At 60.0% G+C, this 24439-nt stretch carries 24 protein-coding genes; 20 read left to right on the top strand and 4 right to left on the bottom strand.

Annotated features, from left to right (window positions below):
* The first annotated feature begins 2 nt into the window (after positions 1–2).
* Genes XH90_RS38625 through XH90_RS38600 form a run of 6 tightly spaced genes read left to right on the top strand, consistent with a single transcriptional unit; the run spans position 3 to position 6304 of the window.
* Positions 3–863: a carbohydrate ABC transporter permease gene (locus XH90_RS38625; protein WP_128929482.1), complete on the top strand. Its 861-nt coding sequence runs from the start codon at positions 3–5 to the stop codon at positions 861–863.
* Entirely contained in the window at positions 860–1801 is a 942-nt protein-coding gene (locus XH90_RS38620; protein ID WP_128929483.1) for a ribokinase, read from the top strand. The genes XH90_RS38625 and XH90_RS38620 overlap by 4 nt, the downstream gene beginning before the upstream one ends.
* Positions 1798–2568 (top strand): SDR family NAD(P)-dependent oxidoreductase, encoded by a 771-nt coding sequence (locus tag XH90_RS38615; protein ID WP_128929484.1) that lies wholly within the window; start codon positions 1798–1800, stop codon positions 2566–2568. The genes XH90_RS38620 and XH90_RS38615 overlap by 4 nt, the downstream gene beginning before the upstream one ends.
* Positions 2561–3385: an HAD-IIA family hydrolase gene (locus XH90_RS38610; protein ID WP_128955161.1), complete on the top strand. Its 825-nt coding sequence runs from the start codon at positions 2561–2563 to the stop codon at positions 3383–3385. Before XH90_RS38615 ends, XH90_RS38610 begins: the two co-directional genes overlap by 8 nt.
* A complete protein-coding gene (locus XH90_RS38605; RefSeq protein WP_128929486.1) occupies positions 3385–4494 on the top strand; it encodes an ABC transporter ATP-binding protein in 1110 nt (369 codons plus the stop codon). The genes XH90_RS38610 and XH90_RS38605 overlap by 1 nt, the downstream gene beginning before the upstream one ends.
* Positions 4495–4528: 34 nt before the next feature.
* Positions 4529–6304, top strand: a complete 1776-nt coding sequence (locus tag XH90_RS38600) for a phosphoenolpyruvate hydrolase family protein (protein WP_128929487.1) — start codon at positions 4529–4531, stop codon at positions 6302–6304.
* Between the two features lie 12 nt (positions 6305–6316).
* On the opposite strand, the gene XH90_RS38595 is transcribed toward XH90_RS38600, so the two are convergent.
* Complete coding sequence (locus tag XH90_RS38595; RefSeq protein WP_232995564.1) at positions 6317–6814, bottom strand: hypothetical protein; 498 nt, start codon at positions 6812–6814, stop codon at positions 6317–6319.
* Positions 6815–7470: 656 nt separating this feature from the next.
* Between XH90_RS38595 and XH90_RS38590 the strand changes: the two genes are divergently transcribed.
* The 7 genes from XH90_RS38590 (at position 7471) to XH90_RS38560 (ending at position 14571) form a co-directional block, all read left to right on the top strand.
* Entirely contained in the window at positions 7471–8706 is a 1236-nt protein-coding gene (locus XH90_RS38590) for a Tm-1-like ATP-binding domain-containing protein (protein WP_232995565.1), read from the top strand.
* A 5-nt stretch (positions 8707–8711) separates the two neighbouring features.
* The gene (locus tag XH90_RS38585) at positions 8712–9542 is read left to right on the top strand and encodes a phosphoenolpyruvate hydrolase family protein (protein WP_128929488.1); all 831 of its coding nucleotides are present in this window, start codon (positions 8712–8714) and stop codon (positions 9540–9542) included.
* A gap of 32 nt (positions 9543–9574) precedes the next feature.
* Entirely contained in the window at positions 9575–11353 is a 1779-nt protein-coding gene (locus tag XH90_RS38580; RefSeq protein ID WP_232995567.1) for an FAD-dependent oxidoreductase, read from the top strand.
* 97 nt (positions 11354–11450) lie between these two features.
* Positions 11451–12863, top strand: coding sequence for a pyruvate kinase (gene pyk / locus XH90_RS38575; protein WP_128929489.1), 1413 nt, complete (start codon positions 11451–11453; stop codon positions 12861–12863).
* A 207-nt stretch (positions 12864–13070) separates the two neighbouring features.
* Complete coding sequence (locus tag XH90_RS38570) at positions 13071–13451, top strand: helix-turn-helix domain-containing protein (RefSeq protein ID WP_128929490.1); 381 nt, start codon at positions 13071–13073, stop codon at positions 13449–13451.
* 20 nt (positions 13452–13471) lie between these two features.
* On the top strand, positions 13472–13852 hold the full coding sequence (locus tag XH90_RS38565; RefSeq protein ID WP_128929491.1) for a CidA/LrgA family protein: 381 nt from the start codon (positions 13472–13474) through the stop codon (positions 13850–13852).
* Positions 13849–14571: an LrgB family protein gene (locus XH90_RS38560; protein ID WP_128929492.1), complete on the top strand. Its 723-nt coding sequence runs from the start codon at positions 13849–13851 to the stop codon at positions 14569–14571. The genes XH90_RS38565 and XH90_RS38560 overlap by 4 nt, the downstream gene beginning before the upstream one ends.
* Positions 14572–14649: 78 nt before the next feature.
* Here the strand turns inward: XH90_RS38560 and XH90_RS38555 are convergent, their stop codons facing one another.
* The gene (locus XH90_RS38555) at positions 14650–15546 is read right to left on the bottom strand and encodes a LysR substrate-binding domain-containing protein (protein WP_128929493.1); all 897 of its coding nucleotides are present in this window, start codon (positions 15544–15546) and stop codon (positions 14650–14652) included.
* 109 nt (positions 15547–15655) lie between these two features.
* Here XH90_RS38555 and XH90_RS38550 point away from each other — a divergent pair, with 109 nt between their 5' ends.
* From XH90_RS38550 to XH90_RS38525, 6 genes are all read left to right on the top strand, one after another.
* Positions 15656–16405 carry an SDR family NAD(P)-dependent oxidoreductase gene (locus XH90_RS38550; RefSeq protein WP_128955190.1) on the top strand — a complete coding sequence of 250 codons (750 nt, stop codon included), beginning with the start codon at positions 15656–15658 and terminating at the stop codon, positions 16403–16405.
* A gap of 24 nt (positions 16406–16429) precedes the next feature.
* Positions 16430–17281 carry a transketolase gene (locus XH90_RS38545; RefSeq protein ID WP_128929495.1) on the top strand — a complete coding sequence of 284 codons (852 nt, stop codon included), beginning with the start codon at positions 16430–16432 and terminating at the stop codon, positions 17279–17281.
* A complete protein-coding gene (locus XH90_RS38540) occupies positions 17278–18288 on the top strand; it encodes a transketolase family protein (protein ID WP_188637396.1) in 1011 nt (336 codons plus the stop codon). Before XH90_RS38545 ends, XH90_RS38540 begins: the two co-directional genes overlap by 4 nt.
* Positions 18289–18467: 179 nt before the next feature.
* Entirely contained in the window at positions 18468–19493 is a 1026-nt protein-coding gene (locus XH90_RS38535) for a TRAP transporter substrate-binding protein (RefSeq protein ID WP_128929497.1), read from the top strand.
* On the top strand, positions 19490–21385 hold the full coding sequence (locus XH90_RS38530; protein ID WP_128929498.1) for a TRAP transporter large permease subunit: 1896 nt from the start codon (positions 19490–19492) through the stop codon (positions 21383–21385). Before XH90_RS38535 ends, XH90_RS38530 begins: the two co-directional genes overlap by 4 nt.
* 344 nt (positions 21386–21729) lie before the next feature.
* Positions 21730–22314, top strand: a complete 585-nt coding sequence (locus XH90_RS38525; protein ID WP_237864935.1) for a cyclic nucleotide-binding domain-containing protein — start codon at positions 21730–21732, stop codon at positions 22312–22314.
* Between the two features lie 57 nt (positions 22315–22371).
* Here the strand turns inward: XH90_RS38525 and XH90_RS38520 are convergent, their stop codons facing one another.
* Positions 22372–22602, bottom strand: a complete 231-nt coding sequence (locus XH90_RS38520; RefSeq protein ID WP_128929500.1) for a hypothetical protein — start codon at positions 22600–22602, stop codon at positions 22372–22374.
* A 319-nt stretch (positions 22603–22921) separates the two neighbouring features.
* On the opposite strand from XH90_RS38520, the gene XH90_RS38515 reads away from it, so the two are divergent.
* On the top strand, positions 22922–23101 hold the full coding sequence (locus XH90_RS38515; RefSeq protein ID WP_128929501.1) for a hypothetical protein: 180 nt from the start codon (positions 22922–22924) through the stop codon (positions 23099–23101).
* A 477-nt stretch (positions 23102–23578) separates the two neighbouring features.
* On the opposite strand, the gene XH90_RS38510 is transcribed toward XH90_RS38515, so the two are convergent.
* Entirely contained in the window at positions 23579–24205 is a 627-nt protein-coding gene (locus tag XH90_RS38510) for an SMP-30/gluconolactonase/LRE family protein (RefSeq protein WP_347338575.1), read from the bottom strand.
* Positions 24206–24439: the final 234 nt, after the last annotated feature.

The raw sequence follows: 24439 nt of genomic DNA, 5'->3' as shown, positions 1-24439 counted from the left end.
ACATGCGCCTAAATCGCTCAGGATCGACAAATATCGCTCTCAATCTGCTGGTTGGCATCTGCGCGCTCACTCTCGCTTTTCCGCTGATCTGGATCCTGCTGATGTCGTTGAAACAGCAGGGCGAGGTCATGGCCTGGCCGCCCAAGTTCATCTTCTCGCCGACGCTTGAGAATTTCCGGGTGCTGTTCGACGCCGCGCAGGCCGGCGCGACAAGCTATGGCACCATCAAGGTTGATTTCCTCACGCCAGTGACAAATAGCGTCGCCATCGCGCTCGGATCTGTTTTCGTCTCAATGCTCCTTGGCGTGCCCGCCGGTTACGTTCTGGCAAGGCGAGACATCCCGATGAAGGAGGACATCGCCTTCTTCATTCTTGGCTTCAGGTTCGCCCCGGCCTTGCTCGTCGTCATCCCGCTCTTCAACGTGTTCCAGACCATCGGACTCTACGACACCTATCTCGGCATGATCTGGGTCTACCAGGTCGTCACGCTGCCTATGATCGTGTGGTTGAGCCGCTCCTACATCGAGGATATTCCAAAGGACATCGAGGAGGCTGCAGCGATGGACGGGGCCAAACCTGTCAGGGTCATTCTGCATATCGTGCTGCCGCTTCTCAAGCCCGGCCTGATCGGCGCCTCCTTGCTGATCTTTCTGCTGGCCTGGCACAACTTCGCGCTCGGCTTGATCCTGAGCTCCACCAAGGCGCCGGTGACCGTCGCGCTACTCAAGCTGCTCAATCCGGGGGTGCAGTTCTATCCCGTCATGGCTGCAGGACTGGTCGTTACCATGATCATTCCGGTGATCTTGATCGTGATGGGCCAGCGCCACCTCGAACGTGGTCTCACTTTCGGGGCAGTAAAATGAATCCCAGGCCCTTGATGTTCTTTGGAACGACCAATCTCGACCTCTGCTTCAATGTCGAGCGGCTGCCAACGCCGGGTGAAAGTTTGATGGGCAAATTGAACCGCAATCCTGGAGGGAAGGGCGCCAATCAAGCCGTAGCGGCCGCACGGCTTGGACTGAAGCCCCTATTCTACACCCGTCTTGGCGGGGACGAGGCTGGCCAGTCCCTCTTGCAGTCACTGCGCGAAGCCGGAGTCCGTGCTGAGGCCATCACCATTTGTGCCGGTGAGGTCTCCGGCTCGGCCCTCGTCCTGGTGGGAGACGACGGTTCGAACATGATCGTGATCGATCCGGGCGCCAATCTGAATGTGATGCCGGCCATGGTTGAGAGCGCGGCCGCATTCATCGCGCCAGGCGCGCTCGTTGTTGCCGAAATGGGCTTGCCCATCTCCGCCCTCAACCGGCTCTTTGAAATGAAAAGCGAGAAGGGCTTCGAACTCATTTTTAATCCGGCGCCGGTCAGACCCGGGCTTTCGCCGGCGGCATGGCGACAAGTCGATTACGTGACCCCCAACCAGACCGAGGCCTTCGAGCTGACCGGGGTAGAGGTGACCGATTTCGACAGCGCCGCAGTGGCGGCGTCCAAGCTTCTGCACCTCGGACCCAAAGCCGCACTGATCACGCTGGGAGCGCAGGGCGCCTTCTATGCCGACGCGGCGCACTCGTTTGCGCTGCGTGCCTTTCCCGTCAAAGTCGTCGATACCACGGCCGCCGGGGACGCCTTCAATGGCGCTTTTGCCGCTTCGCTCGCTCAAGGCCTGCCTCTGAGGGATTCGGTCAGACGAGCACTAGCCGTTGCTGCCCTGTGCGTAACGCGCCGCGGGGCGCAGGCCTCAATGCCGCTGGCAGCAGAGGTCGATGAATTCCTCAAATCACAAACGATCTTGGAGTTGGAATGACCGAACAGTTCTCAGTCTCAGACAGAACGGTGCTCGTGACAGGGGCAGGGGGCGGCATCGGATCTGCCATTGTGAATGCGTTTCGGGCAGGAGGGGCCAACGTCGTTGCCACCGACGCCAATCTCGAAAGCCTCAGGCAGACATTGGTAGGACTTCCCCATGGCAATGGCGTGTTGCCGATGGCCATGGACGTTTCGCGCGAAGAGGACGTGGCGCGCGTGCTCGAGGAGATCGGAAAACGATTCGGCCGGCTCGACGTGCTCGTCAACAATGCCGGCGTTAAATCTGCCCAGCCGCTCCTCAGCGGGGCGGCCGACAAGATCGAACGCACAATCCAGATCAACTCGGTCGCAATCCTCCGCTGCTCGAAGCTCGCGATCGAGCGCTTCATGACAACCAAGGGCGGCCGCATCGTCAATGTCGGTTCCTCCTTGTCTTCGCAAGGCGCCGTATTCAACTATCAGGCCGGAGGGGCGGACTATTGCCTCTCCAAGGCAATCGTTCACGACATCACAAAGCTCCTTGCTTATGAATGCGCGCCGCTCAAGATCAATGTGAATGCAATCGCACCGGGGATCATCGACACCCCCATGCATGGCCGTCCGCGTGAGGAGACGGAAGCCCGCCATAGCGGCCGAATCCCATTGGGACGGGTTGGATTGCCGAACGACATTGCCGGCCTTGCCGTGTTTCTCGCAAGCCCTGCGGCCTCCTACATGACCGGCCAGATCGTTCACGTGAACGGCGGGATGCTGATGAATGGCTAAGTCCGGCACTCAGCTTCAATGGCCCGAGATCGCCGGTGTCATTTCCGATCTGGATGGCGTGGTCTACCGGGGGAACGCCGCGATCGCGGACGCCATCGAAGCCTTCAAGAGCTGGCAGCGGGCAAAACTTCCCTTCTGCTTCGTCACTAACAATTCGACCCACACGCCGGAAGATGTTGTGCGCAAGGTCGGAGGTTTCGGGCTTTCGATCTCCCCGAGGCAGGTCGTGACGAGCGCCATCACGGCCGCGGCGCTCATTCGCGCCCAATACCCGAAACTGACACGGGCCTTTGTCATCGGCGCGCCATCCCTTGCCAAAGCGATCGAGGAGGCGGGCCTCGAAGTCACCGATGCGAAGCCTGAAGTCGTGGTGATGGGGCTCGACCGCCAGATTACGCATGACAAGCTGCGAATTGCTGCTGCGGCTATCCTGGGCGGCGCCGTGTTCATAGGCACAAACCCTGATCTTCTCTTGCCGACTGCGGACGGCTTCGAACCAGGGGCAGGGGCCATGATCACGGCAGTTGCAGCCGCAACTCAAGTCCAGCCTCTGATCGTCGGCAAACCCGAGACGCACATGATCGAAGCCGCGCTTTCGCGGCTTGGAACGCCACGTCAATCCACATTGATGATCGGCGACCAGATACAGACAGATATCCAGGCCGGCAAGCGCGCCGGCCTTCCTGCCGTGCTCGTCACGACAGGCGTCCCACCTCGCAAGGACGCCGCGCTGCTGCCAGCCGACTTTACCGTGTCCAGCCTTTCAGAAATCGCCGTGAAGGCTGGTGTAGACACCGTACGGCAGAGGAGAGCGTGATGGCCAATGTTCGCCTGGAAGGCCTCAACAAGGCCTATGGCACTATCCAGATCCTGCGCAATATCGACCTCACCATCGATCACGGCGAATTCGTCGTCTTCGTCGGGCCTTCAGGGTCGGGCAAGTCGACCCTGCTGCGCATGATCGGCGGTCTCGAGCCGATTAGCGGAGGACGGCTTTTCATCGACAATGAGCTCGTCAACGACGTGGACGCGGCCGACCGCAATCTAGGCATGGTGTTCCAGAGCTACGCCCTCTATCCGCACATGACCGTCCGGGAAAACCTGGCTTTCCCCTTGCGGATGGCCAAAGCGACGAAAGCGGAGATCGGGAAGCGTGTCGCTGAGGCCGCGTCCTTATTGCAGATCGACCATTTGCTCGATCGCAAGCCACGGCAGCTCTCCGGCGGCCAGCGCCAGCGCGTGGCGATCGGGCGGGCCATCGTCCGCGAGCCCAAGGTGTTTCTGTTTGACGAGCCGCTGTCCAACCTCGACACCGAGCTGCGGGTGCAGATGCGGGTCCAGATCGCCAAGCTCCACGAGCAGCTTGGAAACACCATGATCTACGTCACTCACGATCAGGTCGAGGCCATGACCATGGCTGACAAGATCGTCGTGCTCAAGGACGGCAATATCGAGCAGGTGGGGAGCCCCCACGAGCTCTATCACTACCCGGCGTCGCGCTTCGTCGCCGGCTTCATTGGCTCGCCTAAGATGAATTTTTTGGGCGGTCATATCGAGGCCGCGCACGAGACAGGGGTGGAGGTCAGGCTTGACGCGGGCTCGACCGTCTCGGTCCCCGTTCGGCCGGATCAATTGCTGGTCGGCAAGCCGATCACGCTCGGGATCCGTCCCGATGATTTCTCGCAGCCGGCAGAAGACAAAGAGATCGCTCTCGAGCTGGACGTCGATTTCGTCGAGCACCTTGGCAGCGTCACCTACATCTACGGCAACGCGGGCAAGGAAGCCGTGGTCGCCAAAGCGCCACGGCTCGAGCCAGCCAAACGATCTGGCAAGGTCCGCCTTGCGGCTTCACCAGCCGATTGCCACCTGTTCACGGCCAACGGCAAGGCCCTGCAGCGGTTGCACGCACCGGCAAATTGGAGCTAATTTTCGGGCCTGCCGCACAGGAGGGGCGGCCGGTATGCACAACCGGGTAGAGCAGGTCAAGAACGCAGGAATCAGGCAGTTCTTCCGCAATTCCCGTTCATTCGTGCTCGGGGCAGGCATCGGCTCGGGCATGACCGCAAGGGCGGCCGAACGGGCGGGTGCAGATTTTGTCCTTGCGCTCAACGCTGGCCGTTTTCGCGCCATGGGCGGCTCCTCGCCAGCCTCGATCCTGCCCATCCGCGATAGCAACGAATTCGTCGCCGGATTCGGCCGAACCGAGATCCTGCCCAGCACCAAACTGCCGGTCTTTTTCGGCGCATGCACCTTCGATCCGCGCCTCGATCTCGATCGCTTCCTCGACCGGATCATCCGATGGGGCTTTACAGGGGTTACCAATTTCCCCTCCGTCATCCACATCGACGATTTTAGAAGGTCCTTGCTCGAGAAATCTGGCCTCGGCTACGAGCGAGAAATCGAACTTCTAACAAAAGCCCGTCAACGCGGTTTGATGACGATTGCCTATACCCGCTCCCAGGCCGAAGCGCGGCGCATGGTCGAGGCAGGCATTGAGGCGATCTGCATCAACTTCAATCTCAATCGCAGCGTCGAAAGCGGATCTGATCCATCGATCAGCCAGTCCGAGCTCGCAGCGCGGACCAGCGCCGTGACACGGGTGGCGCACTCCACCGACAAGAACGTCATCTGTCTACTCGGCGGCGGACCCATTACAAAGCCGGACGAACTCCTCGATATCTGCCGCGAAACGGGCGTCCAGGGCTTCATAGGCGGCTCTTCGCTGGACCGGGTCCCGTTGGAGATGTCGGTCCTCGAGGTCACATCCGGGTTCAAGACGATTCATCTCTTGCGCGAGAAAGTCGATCTGCTCGAGCGTCAGCTCCAATTGAGCGGGTTCAGGCACGGCGTCATTGCCCAATCCTCAGTCATGAAGCGGGTGCTCGAGACCGCCAAACGCCTGGCTGCCAATCCTAATCCTGTGCTCGTGTGGGGCGAAACGGGCTCGGGAAAACGCAGGATAGCGAATCTCGTTCACAGCTTCAGCGACCGCAAACATACAAAGGCTGCGCTCTTCCAGTGCCGCGCGGGGCCGGCAGCGGGCAACATCGGTGCATTGTTCGGCGCGGAGCGCGACGAGACCAGGAAGCGCCAACTATCGATTCTTGAAGCTGCAAACGGCACTGCCGTCCTGCTGCTGCATCTGGATCAACTGCCGCGGGATGGCCAGGAGCGTCTTGCTGATTACCTCGAGACCGGCGGTTTTGCACCCCTGAACGGGGTATCGGTCGTGCGGTCCAACGCACGGATCATTGCAACAGCGACAATTGCTCGCAGCGCCAGCCTTCAAACCGTGCTCTGTCCTCGGCTTCTTGCCCTGTTTACCGGGCTTGACATTGCCCTGCCGGCCTTGCCGGACAGGCTCGAAGACCTTCCCCAACTGGTCCAGCATTTCACGGTGGAAGCGAAGGGAGATTCAAACGCGCCGACGTTGGGAATAGAGAATTCTGCCTTCCTGGCGCTTGCCGGGCATGATTGGCCGGGAAACCTGCGAGAGTTGCGCCAAATCGTCAACCAGCTGGTGACGCTGCAACTGTCACACATTACGGCTGACGTCCTAAGGCCTTTGCTGACCGCGTCATCGGCCGTGAAACGGACAAATGTGTTCTCCGAGCGCGAGTGGATCATCGAAGGGCTGAAACGAAACAAGCTCCACCGCGGAAAAACTGCCCAGTCCCTTGGACTCTCCAGGAAGACCCTCTACAACAAGATCAAGAAGCTGCGGATCCTGGAGTAGCTCTGCTCCTCATTATTTTCGCGCTGGCGGCTTCGTGCCGCTCAGAAGCGCGAACTTCGCCACCGGCGCTCCTCGCTTCCCGGCGCTTACCAAATCGACGCCATCGCCAATCACGAACTTGAGCGCTTCTTCCGGCATCTGGACCAGGCCGGCCAGATGCGAGCCGATGCGCCGCTCGGCCATTGCGGTCTTAGAGATGTCGTCCGTCGCGAACAACACCCTGAAGTCCAAATTGGCAAACCATTCCAGACGTCGAAGCTCGATCTCCTGTCCGCTTTCAATGGGCGTCCCTGTCGTTGACCGCTCAATGAGAGACGCCGGCGGGAAGTTGATGATCCCCTTGATCCCGGCCTCTTTCAACGCATCGGCAAGATCCTCCCAGCACGCGAAGGGATCGATCATGACGATCGCGGCGTAAACACCCGCAGATCTCTCCTTTCGGAACGTGCGCAGATCCCGTAACAGACAATCGTTCCAGTCAACGACGGGCAAGGTCGCCATGACCAGCATGGAGCCTTCCGGAAGGCTCCCTAAAGCCGGCGCATAGATTGCTAGGCAATAACCCTCGCGCGTGTCCGACCTGCTTGAAATGAGCTCGCCGACTGCTCTTTGCTTCAACCGCCTCTACCCAATCTTACCCATTTAAACATCGCACTGATCTTATACGGCATTTCAGTTCGGTCTAGAGATCTGCACGACATCTAGGCACGTCAGGCTTCCGACGACGTCTCATCTATCCGCTGGCAGGCCGGCCTCGTCTGCTTCCTCCCTCGACTTACGCCGCTGTTGGAGAGCTCCAGCAGCGGTCTCTTTTTAGAATTCAATTCACAGGCATTGAACCGCGCGAGCTGTCCACCCGCCCGCCACTTGGCACTTTTTGCAATGGGTGAAACAGCGTCCCAAGGGCTGGCGGAGATGACCTTCGCCTGCTGCGCACCGCGTGCGTCTCATGGGCCCGAAAGGACGCCGGACAGAAGATGCCGGAAGAGGAGAGGGGAAGACACGCCGCAGACAGGACAGGCAACCTTGGCTAGAGCCACCGGTGCGCTCCCGAGCGCTTCGAGACATCTACCCAATATTACCCAACTCTCCCCGGCGCGGCACTTATTGAGCGTCTCGGCCGCGTTTAGACCATTCGTATCAAGCAGGATCGGAGAGGAAAGATCGTGTCGCACCATTGCACCGACGACGCGAAGTCGGCCAGGCTTGGGCGCTCGCCCAAGGTCGGAGCCGCTGGCGCCGTTGCAATCGTGGCGACGCTCGATACGAAGGGCGCAGAAGCATCTTATCTCCGAAACGTCATCGAAGGCCTGGGCCGCACGACGGTGGTCTTAGACGTCGGTACGTCCAAGGCAGGGTCGGACAAAGAGCCGACAGATGGCGGCCGCGCCGTTTCTCCCGTCGAGCTCTTGAACGACATTGCCCAATCGGCCCGCAAAATGGTCGATGATCTTCGCCAATCAGGCGCGATCAGCGCAATTGTCGGAATTGCGGGTGGCAAGGGCAGCGCCGTCTTTGGCGAAGTCGTCCGCGATTTACCATATGGCTTCCCGAAGCTCCTTGTGAGTAGCGCCAGGCCCGCACTGCTCGCCGAACTGGCCGTCCATAACGACATCATCCTCTATCCGACCCTTGTCGACCTCTTCGGGATCAACGCCTTCACCCAACGCGTGCTGGACAATGCCGGCCGCGCCGTGGCCGCCATGCAATATGAGCCATCCCGTCAGAGGAGACGGAAGAAAATCGTCGCCATCACGGCCTTCGGAGTTACGACGCCGGCGGCCAATCAATGCGTAAGACGTCTTGGAGAGGCCGGCCTCGATGCGATCGTTTTCCCCGCTAACGGGGCCGGCGGGCGCAAGATGGAACAGCTAATCGCGGCCGGTGAGTTTGACGCTGTAATCGATCTGACCACAACCGAGCTTGCTGACGAAATCGTCGGTGGCACCGCCAGCGCCGGACCGGATCGGCTCAAGGCAGCCGCGGATCGATCAATCCCGCAGGTCGTCGCGCCAGGCGCAGTCGACATGGTCAATTTTGGTCCACCATCCAGCGTCCCCGATCAGTTTCGCTGCCGCCAGTTCTACTCCCATACTCGCTACACCACGCTCATGCGCACAACTCCGTCCGAAAACGCAAGCATCGGCCGGCTTACGGCCGAGCGGCTGTCGCGGGCCGAAGCGCCAGCCATCGTGCTCTGGCCGGCGAAAGGCGTCTCCGACTACGACCGCGACGGCGGCGTGTTCCGTGATTGCAATGCCGACCGCGCTTGGCTGGACGCGGTCAAGAACAATCTGCCGCCCAAAATCACGGTGCGCGAATTGAACTGTCACATCAACGATCCCGAATTTGCCGAGGCGGCCGCGAGTTGGATCCTCGAGCAATTGGCGCAGGAAGGCTGACTGCGATGCGGATGTTTGAGCGAAGCGAAATCCTAGCGAAGATCGCAAGCCAGGTGGCCGAGCGCAGAGCGGTTCTTGCCGCAGGCAGCAGCTGCGGCCTGGTGGCCAAATGCGCTGTCCTCGGGGGCGCGGACATGCTGGTGGTCTACTCTACCGGGCTGTCGCGCCTGATGGGGCTTCCGACCAGCCGGATCGGAGACTCCAACGCGCGCACGCTCGAGCTTGCCGCAGAAATCCGCAACGTTGTCTCTTCCATCCCCGTGATCGGCGGCGTTGAGGCCTGGGATCCCGTTCGGCTCGATCTCGATGCGTTGCTCGACAAATTCTGGGCGGCCGGCTTCTCAGGCGTGATCAACTATCCCACCATCTCGACCATGGGCGACAAATGGCGCGACCGCCGCGGCCGCGTCGGGCTCGGCTTCGAACGCGAAGTCGAGATGATCGCATCTGCGCGCAAGAAGAACATCTTCTCGCTCGCCTATGTCGCAAACCCGGACGATGCCAAGGCGATGGCAAGCGCCGGGGCCGACTGCATCATCCCTCATGTCGGCGCCACACGGGGCGGGCTCGTTGGCCATGAGGAAGGGCGGTCGGTCAAAGACGCGATCAATCGCATCAACGACATCAACGCCGCGGCCAGGAGCGGGCGCTCCGACGTTGTCCTGCTCTGCCATGGTGGTGCGATCGCAGAGCCCGCGGATACGGCCGAGGTGTACCGGTCGACGCAATGCGTCGGATTTGTCGGCGCCTCCTCCATCGAACGAATTCCGATCGAACGGGCAGTAAAGGCGGCAGCCGAGGAATTCAAAGCCGTCCCGCTTCCCCAACATCACTGACCTCAGTTCCAAGAAATCGCAGCGAGGCTGGAATGGACACACCGATGGGCCAATCAAGCAAGGGCATGACCGTGGCGATCGCCCGAAGCGCAAGGGCGGATCACGAATGGGCAACCGACGTTCTCGTAGTCGGGAGTGGTGCAGCCGGGCTCTCGGCCGCCCTCTATGCGGCAAAAGCAGGACTGCGCGTCACTGTCTGCGAAAAATCCGCCCGGCTCGGCGGCACGACAGCTCTTTCCAATGGTATGATCTGGGTTCCTTGCTCACCCCAGGCGCGCTCAGCGAAGATCGACGACTCGCTTGCGAAGGCAAGGACCTACCTGCAGCACGAACTTGGCACCTATTACCGGGCAGGCTTCATCGATGCTTATCTCGAGGACGGCCCAGCTGCACTTGCCGCCCTTGAGGACGGGACAGAGGTCAACTTCACGCTGGCCTCGGCGCCCGATTATCATTCGAGCCAGATCGGCGGCGTCGACAAGGGCCGGGCACTGAGCCCGGCTCCCTATGATGGGCGCCTTCTCGGAGCCGATTTCGATCTGATCGGCGATCCCATCCGGGTTGTGCTTGGTGGAATGATGATCTCATCCAGCGAGGTCAGAAGCTTCCTCAATCCCTTCCAATCCTTTGCCGCCCTCAGACACGTCTTGCGGCGTGTCGGTCGCTACGCGCGTGACCGGCTGGGCCACAGGCGCGGGACAGAGCTCAGCGGAGGGAACGCCCTGATCGCGCGCCTGGTCGTCAGTCTGCGCAAGCACGGCGTCGAGATATGGCCTGGCTCCCCGCTGATAGAGCTGATCAGGGAAGATGGGCGTGTCACCGGAGCCGTCGTCAAGCGGAACGGTTCCGACCTTCGCGTGCGCGCCTCGCATGGCGTCATCCTCGCAACGGGCGGATTTGCTCGCAGCGCAGAGTTAAGAGCCAGCCTCAGCGGTCCCCACCAGCACGATGACACGCTGGCCCATGTGGACGTTGTGGGCGATGGCATTTCCCTGGCGTCCAGGCTTGGAGCTGCGATTGACAACAATGTCGCCTCTGCCGGCTTTTGGACTCCCGTCTCAATTCTCAAGAGCGGCAGCTCCTCCCAAGTGGTCCCCTATGGCTGGCTCGATCGCGGCCGTCCCGGCGTCATCGCAGTGGGGCCGGATGCCAAGCGTTTCGTCAACGAATCCAATTCGTATCACGACATTTGCCTGGCGATGTTCACCAGCGGCTATCCGGCAGATAAGCGATTTTACTTCATCTGCGACCTGGAGTTCGTACGGTTGAGAGGTATGGGACATCTGCTGCCCTGGCCCTGGACCTTGAGGATCGGAAAATATGCGCGCCTTGGGTACATCAAGGTCGGCCGGACAATTCCTGAACTTGCCAAACAGCTGGGGCTAGATCCGGCTGCGCTTGAAAAGACCGTCGAAGAGCACAACACGCACGCTGCTGAGGGGCGCGATCCGCTGTTCAAACGCGGTGAATCCGCCTTTAATCGCACGCTCGGCGATCCGGCCGTGAGCAAGAAAAACCCAAATCTCGGACCCATCAAGACAGGCCCGTTTATCGCGCTTCCAATCGTTCCGGCAACGCTCGGCACGGCCACCGGCCTGGCAACCGACACTTGCGGCCAGGTCCTAGACGGGCAGGAAAGATCCATCGCGGGCCTTTACGCTTGCGGCAACGACATGACATCCCCGATGCGCGGCATCTATCCAGGAGCAGGCATCACCATCGGGCCTGCGATTGTGTTCGCGTACCGGGCTGTCAACGCCATCCTATCGGCGACGCAGCAAAAGACAAAGGCTGCCGCTTCTGGAGCTTGACATCGTTTGCATGGGGCGAGCGCGTGATCGACGAAGCATTGGCTTTCGCCAGGAGCGGCTGGCTCGAAGGCGGCTCATCCAAGGGGTTTGATTTTTGATGCGCCGCTCGCGCCATGCCAAGATCGTCGCAACCATCGGCCCGGCAACCGTCGAGCTCGACCAACTCCGTGCTCTCGATCTTGCAGGTGCCGATACATTCCGCCTGAACTTCAGTCATGGCACCAAAGACGATCACGCGCGCGCCTTTACCGCCATTCGCGCGCTCGAGCGCGAATTCGGCCGACCCATCGGCGTGCTACAAGATCTGCAAGGCCCGAAGCTGCGCATCGGTTCGCTTGAAGAGGGTGAGCTCACGCTGCAGGCCGGCGAAACGGTCCGCTTTGTTCTGGACGGAGCAAGAGGCGGAAAGCAGGCGATCCCTCTGCCACATCCGGAGATCTTTGTAGCTGCGTATCCAGGTCAAAATCTGCTCATCGATGACGGCCGTGTTCGCCTAAGCCTCGAAAAGCCAGGCGATGGCGACATGATAGCGCGCGTCATTGTCGGTGGAACGATCCGCGATCAAAAAGGCGTAAACGTGCCGGGAGCGTTGCTTGATATCTACCCCCTGACCAAGAAGGATCGTGACGATCTCGTCTTCGGCCTAGAGCTGGGCGTCGACTGGGTTGCCTTGTCCTTTGTTCAGAAGCCTTCAGACCTGATTGAGGCACGAGCTCTAATCGGTGAGGCAGCCGGCCTCGTCGCCAAAATCGAAACGCCAATGGCGCTTGATCACATCGATGATATCATCAAATTGTCCGACGCCCTCATGGTCGCCCGCGGCGATCTTGGGGTCGAGATTCCCCCGGAAAACGTGCCTGGCCGACAAAAAGAGCTCATTCGTGCTTGCCGAATGGCCGCAAAGCCCGTGATCGTCGCAACCCAAATGCTTGATTCCATGGTGGCAGCGCCGACGCCGACGCGCGCGGAAGCCTCCGATGTTGCGACCGCCATCTATGATGGAGCCGATGCTGTGATGCTATCAGCCGAAACGGCAAACGGCGCTTATCCGGCCGAAGCCGTCGCCATGATGGATCGTATCATCCGGAGTACGGAGCAACATCGTCTCTATCGCTCCTTGATCAGGGCTGCGCAAGTCGACGAAGAGATTACCCCTCCACACGCTGTCGCAGCGGCAGGCGCAGATCTTGCCGCCACGATCGAGGCCAAAGCCATCATCGGCTTCACGGCGAGCGGGACGACCGCAGCCCGCATTTCGCGCAAACGACCACCGATCCCCGTTCTTGCTCTGACGCCAGACGACATTGTGGCGCGACGCATGTGCCTGTTGTGGGGCGTCCATAGTGTCGTGGCCAGCGATCCCTCCGGCCATGAAGAAATAACCCGGATCGCGGCCGTGGCAGCGCAACGGGAAGGCTATGTGCGGTCCGGCGACTTGGCCGTCGTGGTCTTTGGCCTCCCATTCGGACAAATAGGCGCGACAAACAACGTACGCGTTGCTGTCTGCTAGAACAGTCCGTTCGCCCTGAAACGTCTGTCGAGCCATCTTGATGTCGATCCGGACTGCGGCGAGGCTCTACGCATGGTCGTGCACGAGATGCTCCAAGCCCGGCTGCAACTCCGGCCAGGAGCTTACATTGCCTGACGACCACGAGGCAGCTCTGCGCGGATGGGCGGTTTCGGTCGAAACCGCACAGCCTTTTTAGTCGAATGCCGCTTGCAGCGAGCAGACGGGCTGTATCGCTGGCATGAGGGCCTCAGCGGCAGGCATCTGCGTGCCGCCCGCGGCCTGTTGAACTGGTCCGTCAAGGAAGTGGCCCAGCGGGTGTGCGTCTCCACGGCGATCATCTGGCGGATCGAGGAGTACAGCGACACACCAATGTCCGACGCGCAGAGGGAAAGCTTGAGAAAGACCTTTGTCGATGCAGGAATCAAAGTTACCCTTCCGGTCGTAGGCAAGCCCCGGTGTTCAGCCGCGATGACGCTCCATCGGCAAATCGAGATGGCTATCAATCGTTATCTTTTTTGCAGCGCAGGAGGGCAGCGCCGGTCTCAAGAATCAACAAAATTGAGCTTCCGGCAGCTTCTCCTCGTGTGAAAGTGCTACTCAGGTGCCCCATGCTGGCAAGTCTCGGTCTTATCCTCCTCTGCCAATTGATCGGAGAGGCCATTACGCGCGGGTTCGGCCTGCTGCTGCCTGGTCCGGTCGTCGGGCTCCTGCTGCTGTTGATTTTGCTGCTCGTCCGTGACCGTTTCGCAATCATCGCTCAAGGACCGCTGCGAAACGGCGGCGTTGAGACTGCCAGCAGGGGGCTGCTCAACAATCTGTCTCTCCTGTTTGTCCCGGCCGGCGTGGGTGTCGTGGAAAAACTCGATCTCATTTATGCTCATGGGATAGCAATTGTGTTGATTCTTGCCCTTTCCGTCGTAGTGACCCTTCTCGCGACCGTGCTAACGTTTCGCCTGGTCAGCCGGCTGTTCGGTCATGAGGCGCCATGAAGGACCATGCATTCTCGCTCTGGGTCTATCTGTCGCAATCGCCTCTGCTTTGGCTGACGATCACCTTACTGGTTTATGCAGTCTCGGAAGCGCTGTCGCTTGCCCTCCACCGACATCCGCTCGCCAATCCTGTTCTCCACGCGGTCTGGATCATCGGCGTGTTTCTGTTCGTGACCAGCACGCCATATCCGGTCTATTTTAGCGGAGCGCAGTTCGTACATTTCTTGCTCGGCCCAGCCACAGTCGCGCTCGCTATCCCGCTCTACGAGAACCGCAGGATCGTCCTTGCCTCGATCGTGCCAATGCTGGCAGCCCTCGTTGTGGGCTCGGTCACAGCGGCCGCGTCGATTGTGCTGCTTGCGAAAGCTGCAGGCTTGCCGCGCGATGTTGTACTGTCCCTTGCGCCTAAGTCCGTGACAGCCGCGGTCGCAATGGGGATCAGCGAAACACTGCACGCCGACCCTTCTCTGACCGCCGTCGCGGTGATCCTCACGGGGATCATGGGAGCGATCATTGTCACGCCATTGATGAATTGGAGTGGTATCATTGATTTTCGTGCGCGTGGTTTTGCCGCGGGCATCGCCGCGCACGGCATTGGTACCGCGCGAGCGTTTCAGGTGGACGAGGTTGCGGGCGTGTTCTCGGGGATTGCGATGAGCCTGAACGCGCTGGTTACGTCTTTGCTCGTCCCTCTCGCAGTCACACAATTGTTGCGATAAGCCACCGCGCATGGCCGTTCTGACGAGGCCCATCCTCACTTTTTCGGATAGCCAAACCATCGCGGCAACGAGCGATACTTACTGGGAGGAAAGGCTAGCTTCGCCTCCGAGCTGGGCGACGATCCAATCGGCAAAAGCGCGCACCGCCGAGCGTTGCCGGCTGGCGCGCGGATAAATTAGCCTGTGACCGACGTATCGAATATCGGTTGCGCGGCCGGCCAATGGAGCAACCAGTCGTCCGCTAGCCAATTCGCGCTCCGCTAGAAGCGTTGATTCCAAGGCTACTCCCAGTCCTTCGGCGGCGGTTGCAATCGCCAGGAAACTTCGATCGAATCTCATGCCGTGAATCGCTGGAGCTTCCAATCCATTGGCGGCGAACCACTGATGCCATTGAACTTGCTTCACGTCTGAACGGATCAATGTCTGATCCAGGAGGTCGATCGGCTTCTTGATTGATTTTGCAAGCTTCCGGGAGCATAGGGGAGTGACTGTTTCCTCTGGCAGAGGAACAATCTCGACGCCCTCCGCCCTCGGCGGACCGTAAACGATGTCGACATCGAAATCATCGTTACTGAAACGCGCATAGTCTGTGCTGGCAGCCAAGCGAACTTCTAGCTTCGGATGGGCTGCAAGAAACTGCGCCAGTCGTGGCGTTAGCCATTGCGCTGCAAAGCTCGGAGCGGAGTGAACCCGCACCAACTGCGGACCACGAGCAGCGACTTCCTCCAAGCCGCGGCGGAGCTGATCGAATGCAGCGCCGGTATGTCGCATCAGGTTCTCGCCGGCCGGCGTGAGCCGCACCGCGCGTGCACTGCGCTCGAAGAGAACGGTCCGGAGCGTGTCCTCCAGCTTACGGATTGCATGACTGACTGCACTTGGCGTCAGGTGAAGCTCATTCGCCGCATCGCGAAACGATCCGGTGCGGGCCGCCGCCTCAAAGGCGCGAATTGCCGATATCGGAACATTCGAGAGCATCGCATAAGTGAACCAGATTCATCGACCCATGACAACTGTGCGCTTGTCGGCGCGGAGAGCGAGGGTCATTCCTAGCATTGTCAAGGAAAACAATTTGCGGGAGGAACTGATGCTGCTCAGCGGGAAGACAGCCATCATTTCGGGCGCGGCCTCGCCGCGGGGGATCGGGCTCGCCACCGCCCGGCGGTTTGCCTCCGAGGGCGCTCGGGTCGCAATCCTCGATATCGATGCCGGAGCCGCGGCAGGGGCAGCAGCCACTCTTGGCAAGGAACACCTCGGTTTGCGCTGCGACGTCGCTGACAAATCGTCCTGCGAGCGGGCAGTTGCAAGCGCGGTCGAGGCATTCGGTGGTATCGATATACTGATCAACAATGCCGGCATTACCCAGCCGGTGAAGCTCCTGGACATATCAGCCGCCGATTGGGATCGCATTCAAGACGTCAATCTCAAAGGCGTTCTCTTCCTCTCCCAGGCCGTGATCCCGCATATGCGTGCGCGGAAGTCCGGATCGATCGCATGCATGTCGTCGGTGTCGGCCCAGCGTGGCGGCGGAATTTTTGGGGGACCACACTATTCGGCAGCGAAAGCCGGCGTTCTTGGTTTAGCCAAGGCCATGGCTCGCGAGTTCGGTCCTGACAACATCCGCGTCAACTGCGTCACGCCTGGCCTGATCGGCACCGATATCACGGCCGGCAAGCTGACTGATGAAATGCGTGCGAAAATTCTGGAAGGCATTCCACTCAATCGTCTCGGCACCGCAGAAGATGTCGCCGGCATCTACACTTTTCTGGCCTCCGATCTCTCCGCGTACGTCACTGGTGCCGTGATCGACGTCAATGGCGGCATGCTCATCCACTGAGCCAGCAAGAGAAGGTCCAGATCGATGGAAGCGCCGACCAAAACGTTGACCAACACGCCCAAGCTGGCGGACCGCGCCTATAACATTCGCCGCAATGCGCTGCGCATGGGGGAAGTTCAGGGCCAAGGCTATATCGCTCAGGCGCTCGATATCTCCGACGTTCTCGCCGTGGCTTACTTTCACGCGATGCGCTATCGGCCGGAGGATCCGACCTGGGAGGAACGCGATCGCTTCCTGCTCTCAAACGGGCACTACGCTATTGCGCTTTATGCGGCTTTGATAGAAGCGGGGATCGTCCCCGAGGAAGAGCTTGAGACCTATGGCAGTGACGAGAGCCGCTTGCCAATGTCGGGCATGGCCTCCTACACGCCCGGAATGGAAATGTCGGGTGGCTCGCTCGGCCTCGGGCTCAGCATTGCTGTCGGCATGGGCCTTGGCCTCAAACGCAAAAGGTCCGAGGCGCGGGTATACACCTTGTTCTCCGACGGCGAGCTCGACGAGGGCTCCGTGTGGGAGGCCATCCAGTCGGCGGCCCACTACAAGCTGGACAACCTGATCGGCATTGTCGATGTCAACAACCAGCAGGCCGACGGTCCCTCGACGCAAGTCATGGCCTTCGAACCCTTGGTCGACAAGCTCCAGGCATTCGGCTGGTTCGTACAACGTATCGATGGCAATGATCTCGATGCCGTGCTCGCAGCATTCGACCGTGCAAAGTCGCATCCCGAGCCGAAGCCGCGAATGATCGTCGCCGACACCCTCATGGGGAAGGGCGTTCCTTTCCTCGAGCAGCGCGAGAAGAACCATTTCATTCGCGTCGAGCAGCACGAATGGCAACTTGCCCTTGCCGCGCTGGAAGCCGGGAGGCAGGCATGAAGACCGTCAGATCAGCACCGCAAGCGGGCAAGCCGCGCCTAACCACCTCTGCCATGATCGCCTCGATTGCGGCCGAGGGCCAAAAGACGAAGCCAGCGCCGTTCGGACATGCACTCGTCGAACTGGCACGGAGCCGGCCAGAGGTGGTCGGCATGACCGCCGATCTCGGCAAATACACCGACCTGCACATCTTCGCCAAGGAATTTCCAGACCGCTATTACCAGATGGGCATGGCCGAGCAACTTTTGTTCGGAGCAGCCTCCGGACTCGCCGCAGAGGGCTTCATGCCCTTTGCGACGACATATGCCGTGTTCGCATCGCGGCGCGCCTACGATTTCATTCATCAGACCATTGCGGAGGAAGACCGCAACGTGAAAATCGTCTGCGCCTTGCCCGGCCTGACCTCGGGCTATGGCCCAAGTCATCAAGCCGCCGAGGATCTCGCGTTGTTTCGGGCCATGCCAAATATGACGGTGATCGACCCCTGCGATGCCAGTGAAATCGAGCAGGTGGTGCCAGCCATAGCCGCGCATCAAGGTCCAGTCTACATGCGCCTGCTGCGCGGCCAGGTGCCTGTCGTTCTGGATGAATACGACTATAAGTTCGAGCTTGGAAAGGCCAAGCTGATCCGTGATGGCAAGGACGTCCTGATCATCTCGTCCGGCATCATGACCATGCGGGCACTCGAGGCCGTCCAAGCTTTGAAGGATGACCGCGTGGATGCAGCGGTGCTGCATGTTCCAACCATCAAGCCCCTCGACGCAGAGACTATCCTGCGTGAGGCCAGCAAGCCGGCACGGCTTGTCGTCGTTGCCGAAAATCACACGACCATTGGTGGCCTCGGCGAAGCAATTGCCGCACTCCTCTTGCGTTCTGGGGCACATCCGCCTTTCCGCCAGATCGCATTGCCGGACGAATTTCTCGACGCCGGCGCGCTTCCAACGCTGCACGACCGTTACGGGATTTCCACCGCAGAGGTCGCAAGGCAAATCAAACAGTGGCTTTAGCGCCGCTGGGCTGAGGTCCAACAAGCTGTACTCAACGTTGCCCGCCGCACCTTGCAGCGGCGAACGCTGGCTTTTGCCCAAATGCCGGCACTCAAGACGCGGGCACACGAATGAGCGGAACGGCTGCGCCGCCTGCGCTGAGATCGCCACCGCTAGGTAAATAGAACGAGGAGGAAGACATGAGCGTATCGAAACGCAGAGATATCAGCCGGCGTTCCCTGTTGAAAGCTGCAACGGCCGTACCTCTCTGCGCAATTCTCACTCGACCGGCATCTGCGGCCGAATTCGTTTATAAATTTGCAACCGGCCAGGATCCGACGCATCCGGTGAACGTCCGCGCGCAGGAAGCCATCCAACGCATTCTAGAGGCTACCAGTGGCCGGCTCGAGATCAGGCTGTTTCCGGCCAACCAGCTCGGGTCCGACACCGAGCTCATGACCCAGGTCCGCAGCGGCGGCGTCGAATTCTTTAATCAGTCCTCTTCGATCCTCGCCACCCTGGTCCCAAGTGCGGGCCTGGTGAACACCGGCTTCGCGTTTACTGACTACGATAGCGTTTGGAAAGCTATGGACGGAGATCTCGGAACCTACATCCGGACGCAGATTGCCAAAACTCCGATCATGGCGGTTTCCAAAGCGTGGGATAACGGCTTTCGTCAGGTGACTTCTTCCGGACGTGAGATCCGCAGCCCTGACGATCTAAAGAATTTCCAGATCCGCGTCCCCCCGGCGCCGCTTTTGACCTCGCTTTTCAAGGCGCTTGGAGCCGGCCCGACGCCTATTAACTTCAACGAGGTCTACTCCGCGTTACAGACCAAAGTCGTGGACGGCCAGGAGAATCCGTTGCCGATCATTGCAACCGCCCGCCTCTACGAAGTGCAAAGCACGTGCAGCCTGACCGGGCACGTTTGGGACGGATACTGGATCCTCGCCAACAAGCGCGCATTCGAGCGCTTACCGAAGGATGTTCAGGAGGTCGTGACCCGCGAACTAGATCGCTCCGCCGTCGATCAGCGGGCTGATATCGCAAAGCTCAGCCAGTCCTTGCGCACCGATCTGTCGGCCAAAGGTCTCAAATTTATCGAAGTCGATCGCGCCGCCTTCCGACAAGCCTTGTCCAAGACTAGCTTCTACTCCGACTGGAAGGGCAAATTCGGCGAGGAGGCGTGGTCGCAGCTCGAAAAAGCGGCGGGTCAGCTGTCATGAGCAGCGTGAGCCACGCTCCACATGCTGATGACGGTGGAGCGACCGCCTCGACTGAACGGGGTCCCCGACATTGGGCGGTAACAGCGAACACGATGTTGGGCCACCTCGTCGCGGTCCCAGCCGCGCTACTCGTCCTGGCCGAAGTCGCAATCCTGGCCGCAGGAATCGTAGGCAGATACGTATTCCGCTCCCCCATCGTCTGGTCCGACGAACTCGCCGGTATTCTCTTCCTTTGGCTTGCCATGCTCGGCTCCGTCATTGCTTTCCAGCGCGGCGAGCACATGCGTATGACAGCCATCGTCGGCGTGCTCAGTGCCCAGGTGCGTGCGTTTTTGGACGTGGTGGCGGCCGCAGCCTCGCTGGCGTTTCTTTTGCTCGTCGTTTGGCCGGCCTATGAATTTGCCGCCGACGAGGCCTTCGTCACCACGCCGGCGCTGGAGATCATCAACACTTGGCGTGCGGCGGCGCTACCGATCGGAATTGGGCTGATGCTGATCGCCGCGGCCCTCCGGCTCTGCCGAATTGCCAATCTACGCAGCTTGTTGGCCTCTCTAGCGATCGTCGCCGGTCTCATCCTTGCGTTCGTGCTGCTCGCGCCGGTTTTTAAGCCGCTCGGCAATCTGAACCTTCTGATCTTCTTCGTCTTTGTTGTCGGTGCGATGGTCTTTGCCGCCGTTCCGATTGCCTTTGCATTCGGTCTCGCCACCGTGGGTTATCTCACGCTTACGACGAGCACGCCGGACGTAGTGATGATCGGGCGGATGGATGAAGGGATGAGCCATCTGATCCTGCTCGCCGTGCCTCTTTTCGTCTTCCTGGGCCTGCTGATCGAGATGACGGGCATGGCTCGCGCAATGGTCGGTTTCCTCGCAAGTCTCCTCGGCCACGTCCGCGGCGGGCTGCACTACGTCCTGGTCGGGGCTATGTATCTGGTCTCCGGTATCTCAGGGTCCAAGGCGGCAGATATGGCGGCCGTGGCCCCTGTGCTGTTTCCCGAGATGCGGCAGCGTGGCGCCAAACCCGGCGACCTCGTTGCGTTGCTGGCCGCCACGGGGGCGCAAACCGAAACGATTCCGCCGTCGCTGGTTCTGATCACGATCGGCTCGGTGACGGGCGTGTCGATCTCCGCGCTATTCACCGGCGGATTGCTCCCGGGCGTGGTGCTCGCAGTTATGCTCGGGGCGATCGTGTGGTGGCGCTACCGGCGCGAGGACCTCTCTCACGTCAAAAGGGCGACTGGGCGGGAGATCGGCCGAGCCTTTGTCATTGCTCTTCCTGCGATCGCCTTGCCTTTCGTGATCCGGACCGCCGTCGTCGAAGGCGTTGCAACGGCAACGGAGGTCTCGACCATCGGCATCTTGTACTCGGCCTGCGCCGGTCTCCTCATTTACCGCCAGTTCGACTGGCGACGCATCTATCCTATGCTGGTCGAGACGGCCTCCCTGTCGGGCGCGATTCTGCTCATCATCGGCGCCGCGACAGGAATGGCCTGGGCGCTGACCCAGTCGGGATTTTCAGCCTCGCTTGCCAAGTTCATGACCAGCCTTCCCGGCGGTGTCCCCGTCTTCCTAGCGGTGACGATCGTAACTTTCGTGATTCTAGGCAGCGTGCTGGAGGGGATCCCAGCCATCGTCTTGTTCGGTCCGCTCCTGTTCCCGATCGCGCGGCAGGTTGGGGTCCACGATGTCCATTACGCAATGGTCGTGGTTCTCGCGATGGGCATCGGCCTGTTCGCACCGCCGTTTGGGGTCGGCTACTACGCGGCCTGCGCTATCAGCCGCATTAACCCGGACGACGGTATGAGACCAATCGTGGGATACATGATTGCGCTGCTCATTGGCACGCTGATCGTCGCCGCGGTGCCCTGGCTGTCTATCGGCTTCCTGAAATAAGACTATCCGGTCCCGTGACCGGACCGCGATCGGCTGCCACCTTAAGTGACGCGAGCGGATAGAACTTGCTGGCACCGGCAGCAGTTTATAACGCTGGCGAAGCGAAGCGCCCCGATCAGCGTGTGAACTGGTTCATATGCGCGGCGTGCAGCCTTGGATAACCAACAGAGCGAAGCAGGCTCCGGCTCGGCTGAGGCGGTACGTCAGCCGTTCGTCTTCTGATGAACGCTTGGCCCGCGCTTTGCAGGTGATTCATTGCGCCTAAAGCAGCAAAGTAGGCTGCCATGACGTGGATAGAAGCTTGTGGCTATCTGGCCTCTTCGCTCGTCCTCGTGACATTCTGCATGCACACCATGCTGACTCTGCGGGCCGTCGCCATCTGCAGCAATCTCGCATTCATCGTCTATGCCACTGGCGCCGGTATCTACCCTGTGCTGATTCTGCACTTTATTTTGCTTCCACTAAACGCTGCCTACTTCGTCCGCATGGTCTTGGTACTACGCCGCGCCAAGCTCGCCGCTAATACAGATCTTTCTCCGAACTGGCTTCAGCCGTTCATGCACACACAGCGGATCAAGGCTGGAGAGACAATCTTCGAGAAAGGGGATCACGCCGATGCACTCTATCTCATCGGATCAGGACAAGTCGAGCTTCCCGAAATAGACAAGCTCTTGTATCCAGGAGAGGTTTTTGGTGAGGTTGGGCTGTTCGCCGTGGATCGACGCCGCCGCACGCAATCTGCTCGAGCGGCCAGCGATTTGGAGCTTTTCTGGATCAAGGCCGACGCATTAAAGAGGATTTGCGAACGGAACCCTGGCCTCTCGCTGTACTTTCTTCGTCCTGTAGCCACTCGGCTTAGCTCAAATGCTTCCGAGCGAACAGAGCCCCGGCAAGCCCCGTCCGCGCGTTGCGCTGGGGACATTAGATGAACCGCATACGCTCTCGCTGACACCGCGGTGGCGGGCGTTGCGTAGCTTCTTTGATCTCTACGCTTTGTGGTGAGCGATATTGTAATCTCCCGGCATGCATTTGTGCCGCTGAATATGCCAAGTATCTGAGCGGTAAATTGGATGCGCTTCTTTCCACTGGGCCAGCCCTGTCTGGCCGTTCATAACGCAGCCCTGGAAAGTAAGCGTGCTGTCGAATGCAGAGCTCGTCACGATCTTATCAACGCAATCGGCGGATGCAAATTGGCAAAGCACGGCAACCATCGTCACGAACAAATCGTCCTCGAAATGAAACTCTTCAAAAACAAACTATGGACCTATGGACTGCAATTACCACAAGAGCTGCTCTCGTGCTAGCTGATGGTGGCTTTTTGACCAGCTCATAAAGCAAAGACGGGAAGCGGAGTCAGCAAATCGGCCAACTGGTGGAGGAGCATCGAATATCCAGGCTCAAAGTCTTTTGGGTACGTATGCATCCCTGGGGCTGATAATCGATCGGAATGCAGCGACACTTCCAGCTCCATCCTCCTCCTTGTTGATTGTCTCCTTGGTTTGAGATTTGATGCGAAATCATTTCAGATGAGGTCCTATGAGCGTCAAGGCCGTGATGGCAACAATCCTGCAGCACGAGCTCGCCTCCCGTGGCGTGAACTCACTCACGCGTTCTGATTACGAGGCGGTTATTGAGCAGCTGATCAAAAAGCTGACAGAGCTAGAGTTTGAGCTCCGCTCGCGATCAACTAACGGCTCGCAAGGAGTTCCGACCTAACCAATCACTCAACTCGCGTCGTAGCCGGACGAGTAATTGCCCAACTTCCGTTCGCGGCTCCGCGACATAGGCCGTCCTGGTGGGCGACGATCACGGCACTTCAACTGGCGGCACCGCCATGCTGACCAAAACAAAACATAACATCACCTCGCGCCCTGCCATTTACGTTAACTGCAGCCGAGATTTGCGGAGGAGCCGCCGCCGGGCCATCTCGTGCCTGTCAGCTATCGCTACTGCACCTGGGGCAGGGCAATTTCAAGTAGCTGACGCCGGGGCCGGTGGCCATAATCCTCGGCAAGCCAGCGGCCCCACTTGTCTTAGCTCCTGTTTTGAACTGTTCATGCTCGTATGTATCCGCCCCAGGCGCGCCGTCGCGAAATGCTAAGACCGCGAGCTGCCGCCAACTCATCTGCGGCCTGCACCAGCTAGTTGCTCTGTGCCAAGTGCCGCGTGCCGACCGGAAACGAGTTTCCAACCTTAACCGAATTTAGGCAGATGTAGAGGCACCCCTTCGCAGGGCACATCGAGCTCTTCAACCTGGCCCTTGCCGACCTCTGTCACGCGCAACTTCTTGCCTTCAATCGTGAAGGCGCAATTTGTCGGTTGCGGCCCATCCAGCATGAGCCGGTCCACGACGTTGCCGCCGCGGTCGAGCACAGTGACGTTCTTCTGATTATAGACTGTGCAATAGAGCCGGCCGTCGGTGCCAAAAGCCATCCCGTCGGGCCCCTTGAAGTCAGGATTGGAGTCGGGCTGCAGCACATTGCCGAAAACAACACGTTCAGGCATTGGCTTGCCGAGTACGTCATAGCGGTAGATTTCGCCTGTGAACGATGCGTTGGCATAGAGATGGTCGTCGGGCCCGAAAGCAATCCCGTTGGTGAATCGGATCTTGCGATCGAGGACGCGAAGGACCTTCATGGCCGCGGGATCGATTTCGTAGACGCGGCCGTCCCAATCAAGGTCCATATAGCCCTCGACGAAGGCCTGCCCGTTGATGAAATCCTCAGCCGCCATGCCTGAATCAGTCATGTAGAGTAGTCCGTTGGGGCCGAAGCAGAGGTCATTCGGAAATAGAAAGCGATCGGCGCCTTCGCCCTGCATGCGCCGGATCTCGTTTCCGGCTTGGTCGATGCAAATCAGCGCCCGCAGGCCCGCTTCCGCGATCCAGATGCGGCCGTGGCCGTCCGTCGTCAGTCCGTTCGGGCGGCCGCCCGTCGCGCGAACCACTCTGCGATTGCCTCGCTGATCGAGCCGCGTGATGCACAACGTCGATGCGGACATCTCCGTGACATACATCGATCCGTCGGGGAGGCAGATTGGCCCCTCGGGCGCTCC

The sequence above is a fragment of the Bradyrhizobium sp. CCBAU 53338 genome (assembly GCF_015291665.1).
Taxonomy (GTDB): Bacteria; Pseudomonadota; Alphaproteobacteria; order Rhizobiales; family Xanthobacteraceae; genus Bradyrhizobium.
Note: the sequence above shows the minus strand (reverse complement) of the source record. Positions and strands in the feature narration are given on the sequence as shown.